Source organism: Piscinibacter sp. PDB5-1 (assembly GCF_056676035.1).
In genome coordinates this window covers 16279-29352 of sequence record NZ_JBWVZL010000005.1, presented here as the reverse complement: position 1 = coordinate 29352, position 13074 = coordinate 16279, and the positions used below count along the sequence as shown (strand labels likewise).

At 68.4% G+C, this 13074-nt stretch carries 16 protein-coding genes; 10 read left to right on the top strand and 6 right to left on the bottom strand.

Annotated elements, in window-relative coordinates; all coding sequences use genetic code 11:
- The first annotated feature begins 25 nt into the window (after positions 1 to 25).
- Positions 26 to 1126, top strand: a complete 1101-nt coding sequence (locus tag AC1KAT_RS19035; protein ID WP_480328563.1) for an alkene reductase — start codon at positions 26 to 28, stop codon at positions 1124 to 1126.
- A gap of 37 nt (positions 1127 to 1163) precedes the next feature.
- Here AC1KAT_RS19035 and AC1KAT_RS19030 read toward each other — a convergent pair whose 3' ends face one another.
- Positions 1164 to 1745: an MOSC domain-containing protein gene (locus AC1KAT_RS19030; protein WP_480328562.1), complete on the bottom strand. Its 582-nt coding sequence runs from the start codon at positions 1743 to 1745 to the stop codon at positions 1164 to 1166.
- Positions 1746 to 1776: 31 nt separating this feature from the next.
- On the bottom strand, positions 1777 to 2580 hold the full coding sequence (locus tag AC1KAT_RS19025; protein WP_480328561.1) for a substrate-binding domain-containing protein: 804 nt from the start codon (positions 2578 to 2580) through the stop codon (positions 1777 to 1779).
- 399 nt (positions 2581 to 2979) lie between these two features.
- Between AC1KAT_RS19025 and AC1KAT_RS19020 the strand changes: the two genes are divergently transcribed.
- The gene (locus AC1KAT_RS19020) at positions 2980 to 4845 is read left to right on the top strand and encodes a phosphoenolpyruvate carboxykinase (GTP) (protein WP_480328560.1); all 1866 of its coding nucleotides are present in this window, start codon (positions 2980 to 2982) and stop codon (positions 4843 to 4845) included.
- 88 nt (positions 4846 to 4933) lie between these two features.
- Here the strand turns inward: AC1KAT_RS19020 and AC1KAT_RS19015 are convergent, their stop codons facing one another.
- Positions 4934 to 5170, bottom strand: coding sequence for a hypothetical protein (locus AC1KAT_RS19015; RefSeq protein WP_480328559.1), 237 nt, complete (start codon positions 5168 to 5170; stop codon positions 4934 to 4936).
- A gap of 136 nt (positions 5171 to 5306) precedes the next feature.
- Between AC1KAT_RS19015 and AC1KAT_RS19010 the strand changes: the two genes are divergently transcribed.
- From AC1KAT_RS19010 to AC1KAT_RS18995, 4 genes are all read left to right on the top strand, one after another.
- Positions 5307 to 6245, top strand: coding sequence for a LysR family transcriptional regulator (locus AC1KAT_RS19010; protein WP_480328558.1), 939 nt, complete (start codon positions 5307 to 5309; stop codon positions 6243 to 6245).
- A 70-nt stretch (positions 6246 to 6315) separates the two neighbouring features.
- The gene (locus AC1KAT_RS19005) at positions 6316 to 7080 is read left to right on the top strand and encodes a UPF0149 family protein (RefSeq protein ID WP_480328557.1); all 765 of its coding nucleotides are present in this window, start codon (positions 6316 to 6318) and stop codon (positions 7078 to 7080) included.
- 28 nt (positions 7081 to 7108) lie between these two features.
- Complete coding sequence (locus tag AC1KAT_RS19000; protein WP_480328556.1) at positions 7109 to 7864, top strand: metallophosphoesterase; 756 nt, start codon at positions 7109 to 7111, stop codon at positions 7862 to 7864.
- Between the two features lie 62 nt (positions 7865 to 7926).
- Positions 7927 to 8349, top strand: a complete 423-nt coding sequence (locus AC1KAT_RS18995) for a universal stress protein (RefSeq protein ID WP_480328555.1) — start codon at positions 7927 to 7929, stop codon at positions 8347 to 8349.
- Positions 8350 to 8361: 12 nt separating this feature from the next.
- On the opposite strand, the gene AC1KAT_RS18990 is transcribed toward AC1KAT_RS18995, so the two are convergent.
- Positions 8362 to 8976 carry a TetR/AcrR family transcriptional regulator gene (locus tag AC1KAT_RS18990; protein WP_480328554.1) on the bottom strand — a complete coding sequence of 205 codons (615 nt, stop codon included), beginning with the start codon at positions 8974 to 8976 and terminating at the stop codon, positions 8362 to 8364.
- Positions 8977 to 9168: 192 nt separating this feature from the next.
- On the opposite strand from AC1KAT_RS18990, the gene AC1KAT_RS18985 reads away from it, so the two are divergent.
- Positions 9169 to 9690 carry a fasciclin domain-containing protein gene (locus AC1KAT_RS18985; RefSeq protein WP_480328553.1) on the top strand — a complete coding sequence of 174 codons (522 nt, stop codon included), beginning with the start codon at positions 9169 to 9171 and terminating at the stop codon, positions 9688 to 9690.
- 59 nt (positions 9691 to 9749) lie between these two features.
- The gene (locus AC1KAT_RS18980) at positions 9750 to 10211 is read left to right on the top strand and encodes a fasciclin domain-containing protein (RefSeq protein WP_480328552.1); all 462 of its coding nucleotides are present in this window, start codon (positions 9750 to 9752) and stop codon (positions 10209 to 10211) included.
- A gap of 34 nt (positions 10212 to 10245) precedes the next feature.
- Here the strand turns inward: AC1KAT_RS18980 and AC1KAT_RS18975 are convergent, their stop codons facing one another.
- The gene (locus tag AC1KAT_RS18975; RefSeq protein ID WP_480328551.1) at positions 10246 to 10521 is read right to left on the bottom strand and encodes a hypothetical protein; all 276 of its coding nucleotides are present in this window, start codon (positions 10519 to 10521) and stop codon (positions 10246 to 10248) included.
- A gap of 259 nt (positions 10522 to 10780) precedes the next feature.
- On the opposite strand from AC1KAT_RS18975, the gene AC1KAT_RS18970 reads away from it, so the two are divergent.
- Both AC1KAT_RS18970 and AC1KAT_RS18965 read left to right on the top strand, forming a co-directional pair.
- Complete coding sequence (locus AC1KAT_RS18970; RefSeq protein ID WP_480328550.1) at positions 10781 to 10957, top strand: hypothetical protein; 177 nt, start codon at positions 10781 to 10783, stop codon at positions 10955 to 10957.
- 98 nt (positions 10958 to 11055) lie between these two features.
- Positions 11056 to 12363 carry a D-amino acid dehydrogenase gene (locus AC1KAT_RS18965; protein ID WP_480328549.1) on the top strand — a complete coding sequence of 436 codons (1308 nt, stop codon included), beginning with the start codon at positions 11056 to 11058 and terminating at the stop codon, positions 12361 to 12363.
- A 21-nt stretch (positions 12364 to 12384) separates the two neighbouring features.
- On the opposite strand, the gene AC1KAT_RS18960 is transcribed toward AC1KAT_RS18965, so the two are convergent.
- Complete coding sequence (locus tag AC1KAT_RS18960) at positions 12385 to 12873, bottom strand: tetratricopeptide repeat protein (RefSeq protein ID WP_480328548.1); 489 nt, start codon at positions 12871 to 12873, stop codon at positions 12385 to 12387.
- Between the last annotated feature and the right edge of the window lie 201 nt (positions 12874 to 13074).

Genomic DNA, 13074 nt, shown 5'->3' with positions numbered 1-13074 from the left:
CTTCACCCCCTTCTTCAGGTCCGCCATGCCCTCCTTGTTCGACCCCACCCACGTCGGCGACATCGCCGTCGCCAACCGCGTCGTGATGGCGCCGCTGACCCGCAACCGCGCCACCCACCGCCTGCCCAACGCCACCACCGTCGAGTACTACGCGCAGCGCGCCAGCGCCGGCCTGATCGTCAGCGAGGCCGCGCAGGTCTGCCCCGAAGGCCAGGGCTATGTGGACACGCCCGGCATCTACTCGCCCGAGCAGGTCGCGGCCTGGAAAAAGGTGACCGACGCCGTGCATGCCAAGGGCGGCAAGATCGTGATCCAGCTGTGGCACGTGGGCCGCATCTCGCACGTGTCGGTGCAGTTGAACGGCACGGCGCCGGTGTCGTCCACCAACCGGCCGGCCAAGAGCAAGGTCTTCAACGCCGACGGCTACGTCGATTGCTCGACGCCGCGCGCGCTGCGCACCGACGAGCTGCCCGGCGTGGTCGAGGCGTACCGGAAGGCCGCGCGCAATGCCATCGACGCGGGCTTCGACGGCGTCGAGGTGCACGGCGCCAACGGCTACCTGCTCGACCAGTTCTTGCGCGACAGCATCAACGACCGCACCGACGCCTACGGCGGCCCGAAAGAAAACCGCGCCCGCCTGCTGCTCGAAGTGATGAACGCCATCGTGGCCGAGATCGGCGCCGGCCGCACCGGGCTGCGCCTGAGCCCCGTCACCCCCGTCAACGACGCCGGGCAGGACAGCGATGCGCAAGGCCTGTTCAACTACGTCGTCGAGCAGCTGAACCCGCTGAAGCTGGCCTTCCTGCACGTCATCGAAGGCCAGACCGGCGGCCCGCGCGACATCGCGCCGTTCGACTACGCCGCGCTGCGCGAGCGCTACAAGGCCGGCCACGCGGCAGGCTCGTGGATGGTCAACAACAACTACAAGCGGCAGATGGCGATGGACGCCGTGGCCTCGGGCGAGGCCGATTTGGTCGCCTTCGGCCGGCCGTTCATCGGCAACCCCGACCTGGTCGAGCGCCTGAAGGTCGATGCGCCGCTGGCGCGCTTCAACGTCGAACGCCTGTACGGCGGGGGCCCCGACGGGTACACCGACTACCCGACGATGGACGCGCAGTCCGCCTGAGCCCGCATCGCGCAGCGGGCGCTCGCCCGCTTGCGCCTCAGACCTTGCGCGGGTCGATGCGAGACTTGAACAACTCCGTGATGCCCACCTCGCGGGGGCCCGGGATCACCTCGAAGCGCTGGCCGGCGGCCATGGTGCCGGCCACGCGCACCGCGAGGTAGAAGCCGCTCCAGGCGCTTTGCGCCATCAGCTTGGCCGCCTGGCTGAAGCCCATTGCGGCGTTGAACTTGAAGCAGGGGTAGCGCGGCTCGCTGACGGCGAGCTCGCAATCCGGGAAGCGCAGCACGTCGCCGATCCACACCTGCGATTCGAGCAAGCCCGACAGCGTGAGGTTCTCGCCGACCGATCCGAAGGGCAGGGCTTCGTCCCACAGCGCCACCTTGGCCTGCGCCCGCACGGTCTGCCAGAACGGGTAGTGCTCGCTTGGGTAGGCGTACACGGCCTTCGACAAGCCGCCATGCACCGTGAGGTCGGCCTGCTCGTCGCCCACGAGGCCCAGCGGCCGGACCTCCACCGGCCCTTCGACCGGCCGCTTGCCGATGCCCGTGCGCAGCTTGCGGCCGTTGATCTCGACTTCTTGCGCGAGCGCGCGGTTGACGCTGAGGACGGTGTGCGGCATGGCGCGCATCGTGCCATGCGCCGAGGGGCGATCAGCGCGCTGGGGCACTCCAGCCACGCACGCTGCCGGCGGCACGGCGCCCGCCCGGGCCCGACACCCACTGCACGAAGAGCTTGGCCGCCGGGTGCCGCGATCGGAACGAGCGCATCACGTGCACCTCGTCGGCCAGGCGCGGGTCGCCCTCGACGATCACCGCCAGCGGCTTGCCACCCTGCACCAGCCACACGCCTCGCTCGACCAGCGCATAACTCGCCGACGCCCGTGCCTGCGCCAGCACCGGCGAGCCGGCGCGCGCCGGGGTGTACCAGGGCGCGGCGGGCGCGACCTGGGCCACGCGCCACAGCGCCTGTTCGGCGAGGTGGCTGCCGCTGCCGTTGCCCGCGCTCAAAAACGGTGCCTTGGCCTGGGCGATCAGCGCGAGCGCGGTGGCGATGTCCTTGCCGCCCAAAGCGCCGGCCGGGTCGCGGGCCTTCTTGCCGGCGCCTTCGACCGGGCCGACCAAGACGAATTCGCCGACGGCGATGTGGCGGCGGTCGTGCGCCAGACCTTGCTTTTCGAGCGCCTTCTCAGGTTGGGGCGCGTTGGTCATCGAGGCGTCGAGCTCGCCTTGCTCCAGTGCGGCCAGCAAGGCCGTGCTGTGTCCGGGCACCAGCTTCACCGCCACGCCGGTGTCCCGGCCGAAGGCACGCTGCAACTGCACCGCCAGGCCCGAATCGACCAACGACTGTTCGACGCCGAGCCGCATCGGGTCGGTGAGCGACTGGCGCTGCTGGCCGAACGCGGCGAGTGGCAGACACAAAGGGGCGAGGGCGAGCAGGCGGCGTCGGTCGTTCATGGCGGGAATGTTAATTGCCACTCGCGTGGCGAGACACGGGCAGATGCCTCGGTTTTGTGCGCCCGTCCAACGGGCCCGAGACCTGGGGAAAACCTGTCCCCAATGGCATCAATTTTTCACACTTCAGCGAGGAAAGACGCGGTGTCGCATGGGACTATTCCAATTTTGCATGACCCCCTGTGCCTCGGTGGGTGACGGTGCCATGACAAACGGATCACAATCGTTTCCGCCTGCCCGTACACCTCCTCGCAGGCGCCCCCAAGGGCCGTCATCCACGGCCCGACGCCTGCACCGCGGCATGGGGCCAAGCCCTGACGCTCCCCGACGCCCCGCGCCTTCCGCCGGCTTGGAGCTTGGCCCGATTCCGCCATTTCTGACTTTCAAACCTTGGAGCCAACGATGAACCAACCCGTGATGGAAGGCGTACGCCTGAACGTCCCCGCGTATGTGAAGCACGCCCGCCTGGTGGCGTGGGTGGCCGAGATCGCCGCCCTCACCGAAGCCAAAGACGTGTACTGGTGCGACGGCAGCACCGCCGAGTACGACCGCCTGTGCGGCCAGCTCGTCGCCGCCGGCACCTTCAAGAAGCTCAACCCCGAGCTGCGCCCCAACAGCTACCTCGCCGTCACGAGCCCGAGCGACGTGGCGCGCGTCGAAGACCGCACCTTCATCTGCTCGGCCAAGAAAGAAGACGCCGGCCCCACCAACAACTGGATGGAACCGGCCGAGATGCGCAGCCTGCTGCAAACCGGCGACAAAGCCCTCTTCAAGGGCTGCATGAAGGGCCGCACCCTGTACGTCGTGCCGTTCAGCATGGGCCCGCTGGGCTCGCCGATCGCCCACATCGGCGTCGAGCTCTCTGACAGCCCGTACGTGGCCGTCAACATGAAGATCATGACCCGCATGGGCAAGGCCGTGCTCGACGTGCTCGGCGAAGACGGCCACTTCGTGCCCTGCGTGCACACCGTGGGCGCGCCGCTTGAAGCCGGCCAGAAAGACGTGGCCTGGCCGTGCAGCGAGACCAAGTACATCGTCCACTACCCCGAAACACAAGAAATCTGGTCGTACGGCTCGGGCTACGGCGGCAACGCGCTGCTGGGCAAGAAGTGCTTCGCGCTGCGCATTGCCTCGACCATGGGCCGCGACCAGGGCTGGCTCGCCGAGCACATGCTGATCCTGGGCGTCACCAGCCCGGCCGGCAAGAAGTACCACGTCGCGGCGGCCTTCCCCAGCGCCTGCGGCAAGACCAACTTCGCGATGCTGATCCCGCCGGCCGGCTTCGACGGCTGGAAGGTCACCACCATCGGTGACGACATCGCCTGGATCAAGCCCCAGGCCGACGGCTCGCTGCGCGCCATCAACCCCGAAGCCGGCTACTTCGGCGTGGCGCCGGGCACCAACACGCTGACCAACCCGAACTGCATGGCCAGCCTGAACCGCGACGTGATCTTCACGAACGTGGCGCTGACCGACGACGGCGACGTGTGGTGGGAGGGCATGGGCGACGCCCCGGCACACGCCATCGACTGGCAAGGCAAGGACTGGACGCCCCAGATCGCCAAGGAAACAGGCGCCAAGGCTGCCCACCCGAACGCCCGCTTCACCGTCGGCGCCGAAAACAACCCGGCGCTCGACCCCGAGTGGGACAACCCCGCCGGCGTGAAGATCGACGCGTTCATCTTCGGTGGCCGCCGCTCGACCACCGTGCCGCTCGTCACCGAAGCGCGCGACTGGAACGAAGGCGTCTACATGGCCGCCACGATGGGCTCGGAAACCACCGCCGCGGCCTTCGGCCAGCAAGGCGTGGTGCGCCGCGACCCGTTCGCCATGCTGCCCTTCATGGGCTACAACATGAGCGACTACTTCCAGCACTGGCTGAACCTGGGCGCCAAGCTGCAGGCCCAGGGCGCCACGCTGCCGAAGATCTACTGCGTCAACTGGTTCCGCAAGGGCGCCGACGGCAAGTTCATCTGGCCGGGCTACGGCGAGAACATGCGCGTGCTGAAGTGGATGCTCGACCGCGTCGAAGGCACGGGCCAAGGCACCGAGAACATGTTCGGCGTGACCCCGCGCTACGAAGACATCACCTGGACGGGCCTCGACTTCACCAAGGCCCAGTACGAGCAGGTCACCAGCATCGACAAGGCCGCCTGGCAAGCCGAGTTGGGTCTGCATGCCGAGTTGTTCACGCAGCTGGCTTACCACTTGCCGACCGAGCTGACCGCGACCAAGGCAAAGCTCGAGGCGCGCCTCGAAAAGCTCTGAGCCCTGCGCGCAGACGAACAAAAGCCCGCTGCAAGCGGGCTTTTTTCATGGGCGTGACCACGTTGGTGGTCGGCACGCAGCTCGTCGGTCACACGCCGCGAACGGCTTCGTCGTGGTCTGCGGCGGCGTACAGATCGGCGGCCAGGCGCGGATCCACATCGTCGTACTGGTGAGCAAGGGCTCGCACTTCGGCCGCATCATTGGTTGCATGCGGGGTCACGAGATCGCGCAGGGTTTGCACGACGGCCGCGCCCAACCGGCCAAACAGGTGTGCGCCGCGGGGGGCTTGCACAGGGCGGGGAACGTTCAGGTTCAGGGTGGTCATGAGTCTCTCCGGTAGGTCTTTGAACTTCTGAGGCAGCACTTGTGGTGCTGTTGGACGAAAGATAGGTGTTTCCCCGCAGTGACACCAATGACATCTCTGAATCCTCGTCATTCACTGTAGTGATATCTTGCGGCGCATGAATTTCAGCACCCTGGATCTCAACCTCTTGCGCGTGTTCGACGCCGTGATGGGCGAGCGCAACATCACCCGCGCCGCCGAGCGCTTGGCGCTAACCCAGCCGGCGGTGAGCAATGCCTTGAAGCGTCTGCGAGAAGCGGTGGGCGAGGACTTGCTCACTCGCACCGCTTATGGCGTCAAACCCACCGCCCGCGGCGAGGCCTTGTGGCCGGAGGTGCGCACCGCGCTGGGGCGTTTGCGCGAGGCGTTGGACCCCGGCGAGTACGACCCGCAGCACGACCCAGCGAACTTCCGTTTGGCGATGGCCGATGCCACCGCGGCCTTGCTGATGCCGGCGCTGATCGCTCGAATCGAACGTCAGCGTGCGCTCGCCAACCTGCGAGTGCTGCCGCTGACCACTCGCGACCCCCGGGCCCTGCTCGAACGCGGCGACGCCGACTTCGCGATCGGCTACTTTCCCGAAGCGGTGGCGACGCTGGCGGCGCCGGGCTCGCGTTCGTCGCTTCAGCACCAGCGCCTGTACGACACGCACTACGTGTGCGTGATGCGACGCGGCCACCCGCTGGCCAACGAAGAACTGACGCTCGACGCCTACTGCGGCGCACACCACCTGCTGGTGAGCTTTTCAGGCCGCCCGCACGGGGCAATGGATCAGGCGCTGTTTGCGCTGCGCCGCTCGCGGCGGGTGGTGCTGACGGTGAACCAGTTCTTCACGGCCGGCCGGGTGGTGGCGCAGACCGACCTGCTGGCCGCGCTGCCTGCCTCGTTCATCGAGGCCACGGGCTACAAGGACGAACTGATCGAGAAGCCCTTGCCGCTGGACCTGGGCGGCATCCACGTCGGGCTGATGTGGCACATGCGGCACGACCGCGAGAGCGCGCACCACTGGCTGCGCGCGCTGCTGGTCGAGGCGGCGCTCGAAACGCACGAGGTGTAAGCCCGGTCAGCGGGCGAGACGCACGCCGGCATCGCCGACAATCGCGACTCCCTTTCTGCCGAGCCCTGCCATGCCCACGCCCGCCATTGCGGCCGCCGCCCGCGACCTGACCGACGCCGAGTTCGCCGAACTCGACGAACTGCTGGCGGCCACGCCCGAGCCGCTGCAACCCGTCGATGCGGTGATGCTCGACGGCTACCTCTGCGGCGTGCTGGTGCAGCCGGTGCTGCTGCAGCCCGACGACTGGCTGCCCTACGTGTTCGACTTCGACGGCCACCCGCTGCCCAGCGACACGAAGCCCGACTGGCAGGCGCGCGCAACCGAGCTGGTGCTGCGTCGCCATGCCGCGCTGCACCGCGCAATGGAAGAGGACGGCTGGTTCGACCCGCTGGTGCTCGAATTCGACGAAGAGCACCCGCGCGAGCCGGTGCCCGAGGGCGAGGTCGATCCGCTGGCGGGGCTGAGCGAGGTTTCGCAATCGCTGATGCCCTGGGTGGCCGGCTTCCAGCACGCGACGATCAGCTTCCCCGAGCTGGCCGACATGCCCGACGACGCGGTGATGGCTGCGCTGGCCCGCTTGTACCGCCACCTGCCGGCCGAGACCGACGACGAGCGCGAGACCGTCGCCCTGCTCGACCGCGAGCACCCGCTGAAGTCGCTCGACGAGGCGATGGAAGACCTGGTCGTCACGGTCGCCGACCTCTACGACCTGACGCGCGACGCGCGCTACAAGGTCGAGACCGTGCGCCGCGAGACCCCGAAGCTCGGTCGCAACGACCCCTGCCATTGCGGCAGCGGCAAGAAGTTCAAGCAGTGCCACGGCAAGAACGCCTGACGAACCGACCCGCGAGGCCCGTCGCCTGATGCGTTTTCAGCTGCTGTCCGACCTGCACCTCGAAACCGAGGATTTCCGCCCCCGACCCGCCCCCGACGCCGAGCTGCTGGTGCTGGGCGGCGACATCGACGCCACCTGGGCCGGGCTCGAACACTTCAGGGACTGGCCCGTGCCGGTGCTGATGGTCGCCGGCAACCACGAGTTCGACGGGCGCGACATCGACGCCACCTGGCCGCTGCTGCGCGCGCGTTGCGCCGAGCTGGGCATCCGCCTGCTGGAGCGCGAGTCGCTCGTCCTCACCGACACGCAAGGCCAGCGCGTGCGCTTCGTCGCCACCGTGCGCTGGTGCGATTTCGACCTCTTCGGCGAAGCGCAGCGCGCCAAGGCCGAGCGTGCGGGCAGCTACTTCGTGCGCGTGCAACGCTCCACCCGCCACGGCCAGCCCTTCGATGCGGCGGCCGTGCGCGAAGAGGCCCTGGCCTGCCGTGCGTGGCTGGCCAACGAGCTGGCGCAGACCGGCGACTGGCACGCCACCGTCGCGCTGACGCACTTCGCGCCCAGCCTGCGCAGCGCCGACCCGCGCTACGGCGCGCAGATGGCCACGGCGAGTTTTTGCAACGCCGACGACGACCTGCTGCCCGGCGCGCAGCTGTGGGTGCACGGCCACCTGCACTGCCGGCACGACTACACCGTGGGCCACACGCGCGTGGTGTGCAACGCACGCGGCCATGGCAAACGCGGCGAGGCCGACGGCTACGAGGCGCAGCGGGTCTTCCAGCTCTGAAGCCCTCGACCGCGTGTGCAACACTGGCGCGAACAGCCCCAGCAATCTGCGGAGAACTGACGATGAAGATCCTGATGCCGGTGGACGGCAGCCCCTACACGGGCCGCTTGCTCGACTACGTGAAGACACATGCCGAGTGGCGTGGTGCCGAGCACCACTTCACGCTGATCCACGTGACCCCCGCGGTGCCCCCCCGTGCCGCTGCGGCGCTGGGCCGCGAGTTGCTCGACTCGTACTACGACGAAGAAGCCGAGAAGGTGTTCGAGCCGGTGCGGGCTTTCGTCCAAGAGACTGGCTTGCAGGCCGACTTCGTCAAGCGTGTTGGCCACGCCGCCGAATGCATCGTCAAGGCGTCGCAAGACCTCAAGGCCGACCTGATCATGATGGGCTCGCGCGGCCATGGCAGCTTCGGCAACCTGCTGCTGGGCTCGGTGACTTCGAAGGTGATGTCGGAATGCAGCACGCCGGTGCTGCTGGTGCGCTGACGGCCCGGGCGATCAGCCCGCCGCACGCGGCCCGCACAGGCCGCTGAAGCAGCTGCGCAGCAGCAACTCGACGATGCGCTCGTTGCTGTACTGCCCGCCGGCTTTCATGAGGCCCAGCACCGGGTCGCAGGCCCGGGCGAACAGCGTGTAGAGCACCACCTCAGGCGGCAGTTCGCGGTCGATGTCGCCAGCGGTCTGCGCGGCGACGATCCAGGCGCCGAGCTTGTCGCTCACCTCCACCAGCCGGTCCATGTAGATCGCGTTGGCCATCAGGGCGCCACGCAGGGTGGAGTTTTGCGCCGGCAGCGAGGGCATCTCGCCGGCAAGTTGCACTTCCATCGTCCAACGCGCGACCGACTTCAGCTGCTCGATGGCCGGCGTGTTGGGCGCGACGCCGTCGATGAAGGCCAGCGCCTTGTCGAGCACGCGGATCATCGCCGCAGCCGCCAGCTCTTCCTTCGAGACGAAGTGCTTGTAGAGGCTGGCCTTGGCGATGCCGACATCGGCGGCGACCTCGTCCACCGTCATGGCTTCGAAGCCTTTTTCAGCGAGCAAGCGGTTGACGGACGCGACGATCGCATCCTCGCGGGCACGCAACACCTGTTCTCGGAAAGACACTTTGGCCATGGCGCAAGTGTAAGCGCGCGGGGCCGTCACGTATACGAACGAGGGCGAATAAAAACCATCAAGTCCGCAATAAAAACCACACGGTTGACTATGTGAACTGATCAGTTCAAATTCCGTCCGCACCGTCACAACCCGTGACCTGCGGACGGCCTCCAGGCCGTCCCTCACCCACCCTTCGAGGAGAGAGACGTCATGACTGCTTGGTTGAAGTTCTTGCTGGCGACCGCCACGGTTGCCCTGGTCAGCGCCTGCGGCGGCGGCGACGACGAGCCGGTCGCGCCGGCAACACCCACGCCGAACATCGTGCAGGTCGCCCAGGCCAACGCCGAATTCGCCACCTTGGTCGAGGCGGTGGTCGCCGCCGACCTGGCCACCACGCTGTCGGGACCGGGTCCCTTCACGGTCTTCGCCCCCACCAACGCGGCCTTCGCGAACCTGCTGGCCGAGTTGGGTGTCACCAAGGCCCAGTTGCTCGCCAACCGCACCCTGCTGACCCAGGTGCTGACCTACCACGTGGTGCCGGGCCGCGTGCTGCGGGCCCAGGTGCCGGTGGGCACGCCCATCACCACCGTCGAGGGCGGCACCTTCACGGTCGGCGCCACGCTGGCCATCACCGACGAGCGGGGCCGCACGTCCAACATCGTCGCCACCGATGTGCTGGCGAGCAACGGCGTCGTGCATGTGATCGACCGCGTCATCTTGCCGAGTCCCTGAGCGTGGCTCGCGCGTCCCTTCCTTTTCTTTCTGTCTCACCCCACTTCAAGGAGTTTTCGATGACCTCGTTCAAGCAACTGCTGGCCGCTTCGGCCCTCTCGTTCGCCGCGCTCGGTGCCCAGGCCGCCGACATCGTGGACACCGCCGTCGCCGCCGGCAACTTCAAGACGCTGGCGACCGCACTGAAAGCGGCCGGCCTGGTGGACACGCTGAAGGGTCCTGGGCCGTTCACGGTGTTCGCGCCGACCGACGAGGCCTTCGCCAAGGTGCCCAAGGCCCAGCTCGACGCACTGCTGAAAGACAAGGCCAAGCTGACCGCCGTGCTGACCTACCACGTCGTGCCCGGCCAAGTGATGGCCAAGGACGTGAAGGCCGGCAAGGTGAAGACCGTGCAAGGCAGCGAACTGACGATCAGCACGCAAGGCGGCGTGTTGGTCGATCAGGCCAAGGTGGTGGCCACCGACATCGCCGCCAGCAACGGCGTGATCCACGTGATCGATTCGGTCGTGATGCCGAAGTGAGTGCGCCCCGGTGCGGCGCGCCGGCGGATCGGACTCAGGTCCGCGCCCGCCGGTGCCGCACCGCCGCCGGGATGAAGGCCGAGGTGGGCCGGCAGACGGTCTTGGCGCGTGGCGCGTCACACCCATCGACCGGGTCACCCTGGCTGTTCATGTAGAGCGGGGCGCCGAGCGTGCAATCGAGCCCGAAGGCGGTGCCCATGTCGGCGGGTTCGAGTTCGTGGCGGTGGTGTCGCACCGGTCGCCGCAGGCCCGCCGCGACCCACGCGAGCAGCCATGTCCATGCACCGGGTTTGTGGCCTGAGCTGTCCATGTCCTCACCTCGCTTCCACGTTGTTGGTGTTGGTTGGTTTTGATTTCGTGGGACACAGTGTGGTCTTGTGCAAGCCCGCGTGGACCAGGAAATTAGGAGGTGCTTGCGGCGCTGTTCACGCGCCACGCGATTGCGTGAGGGGTCGCCGAGAACCGCCAAGTCCGAGCCCGCCACGGGGTGGTTGCGAACAGTGAAAGACGTCACGCCGCAAGGGGAGTAACTTCCCTATGCCTCCAGCGAGGCCACAAGGAGCGCCGTGATGAAGATGCCCTCGATCAGCACCTGGACCTGGGCCGTCGCCCTGGCCGCTGTGGCATGCGCGGTGCTGCTCGCGCTGGGCGACGCCGGCCTGCCCGAGCCCGGTTGGCAGACGCTGCTCGACAGCGGCACGGCCACGACGCTCAGCCCTGCGAACGCGGCGCGGCCTGCGCGTTGACGGCCCTTGCGGTGCAGCATGAAAGCACCGCGGCGGCGCCCTCCAGTTCCCGCGCCAACGGCCGACATTCCAGAAGTAGACCGCTGCGAAAGGCGCCGATGAAAGTCGTCGTGATGGGGGCGGGCATCCTGGGCGTCACAAGCGCCTGGTACCTCGCCGAGCATGGCCATGAGGTGACGGTGATCGACCGCCAGCCCGGGGCCGCACTCGAAACAAGCTTCGCCAACGGCGCGCAGATCTCGGTGAGCTTCTGCGAGCCCTGGGCCAGCGTGCACGCGCCGTGGAAGGTCGCGCGCTGGGTGTGGCGCGACGATTCGCCGCTGCTCTTTCGCCCGCGGCTCGACCTCGACCAATGGCGCTGGGGCCTGGCCTTCCTGGCCCAGTGCCACGACAGCGCGTTCGAGCGCAACGTCGGGCAACTGGTCGCGCTGGGCCGCTACAGCCACACCGCGCTGAAGGCGCTGGTCGCGCAAACCGGCATCGCCTACGACCGGCTGGAGCGCGGCATCCTGCACTTCTTCACCTCGGCCGACGATTTCGCCTCGGGCGTGCGCGCCGCCGAGTTGATGCGCCGCCATGGCGTGGACCGCCGCGTGCTCACACCCGACGAGGTGCTGCAGATCGAACCGGCGCTCACGCACTTCGCACCGCAATTGACCGGTGGCATCTACACCGCGAGCGACGAGTCGGGCGACGCGCATGCCTTCACGCGGCAACTCGCCGAGCGCTGCGCGCAGCGCGGCGTGCGCTTTCTTTACGGGCACGCCATCGAGCGCATCGAGGCGCAGGCCGGCCGCGTGGTGGCGGTGCACACGACGACCGGGCCGCTCGGCGAAACACACCGCATCGGGGGCGAGGCCTTCGTCGCGGCGCTGGGTTCGTACACCGCGCCGCTGTTGCGCCCGCTGGGCGTGGCCTTGAACATCTACCCGGCCAAGGGCTACTCGGCCACGCTGCGGCTGAAGCGGCCCGAAGCCGCCAGCGTCGTCAGCATGATCGACGACGCCCGCAAGATCGCCATCAGCCGCCTGGGTGACCGCCTGCGCATCGCCGGCACGGCCGAACTGGCCGGCTACGACGCCTCGCTCGACACGCCCACCGCCCGCGTTCGCTGCGAGGCGCTGGTGCGGCGCTGCGAAGATCTCTTCCCCGGTGTGGCCGACACGCGCGAGCCGCAGTTCTGGGCCGGCCTGCGGCCCAGCACGCCCAACAACGTGCCCTGCATCGGCCGCACGGCGCTCGCCAACCTGTGGGTCAACGCGGGCCACGGCACGCTGGGCTGGACGCACGGCGCGGGCTCGGGCCGCGCGCTGGCCGAGCTGATGAGCGGCGTGCGCCCGGCGATCGACTTTCGTTTTCTCGGCGAGGCGCAGTTGCGGCTGCGCGGCCGCGTCGTGGCGGTCTGAGTCCGGCCCGTCAACACCCAGTCACCAGCCGCCTTGCCGAGCCACGTGCTTGTTGCCGTTGGCCTTGTAGCGGTCGATGGCGAACTGCAGCTCGCGGTATTCCTCGCAGGTCTTGGCGCAGGCCTTGCCGAGCGTGGCCAGGCGCTGTTCGGCCGTGGCCAGGTCCCCCTTCATCAGGTACAGCTCGCCCGAGTATTCGAGCGCGCCGCGGTGCGTGGGGTCGAGGCGCAGCGCTTCGTTGTAGGCGCGTTCGGCGGCCACGAGGTCGGGCGTCTTGGCCTTGCGCAGGCTGTAGCCCATCAGGTTGTGCCAGTCGGGGTTGCGCACGTCGTTGACGCGCTTGAGCTCGTCGATGGCCGCCGTCCATTGCAGCGACGCGATCTGCGCGCGGGCGGCGGCGAGCTTGTCGTTGGCCGCGGCGGGCGCGGGCGACGAGTCGGCCGCCATCGCGGCGTGGGCGGCCAGGGCCAGGGCGGTGACGGTCAGCAGGCGGGCGATCGAAGTCTTCATGTCGGTCCTCGGTGATCAAAGAAGCGGGGTGGGTGGGCAGGCCGCGCGGTGCGCGCCGTAGCGCGTCACCGGCCGTCCTGTGTCATCAGACGGGGCAGGCCGCCGTTTGGATGCAGTCCGCACGAAAAACCCGCGTGATGGCCGCGCCTCCGGGGGGTGCCGCACACGACTCCTAGAATCGCGCCCCTTTCGCCCTGGGCC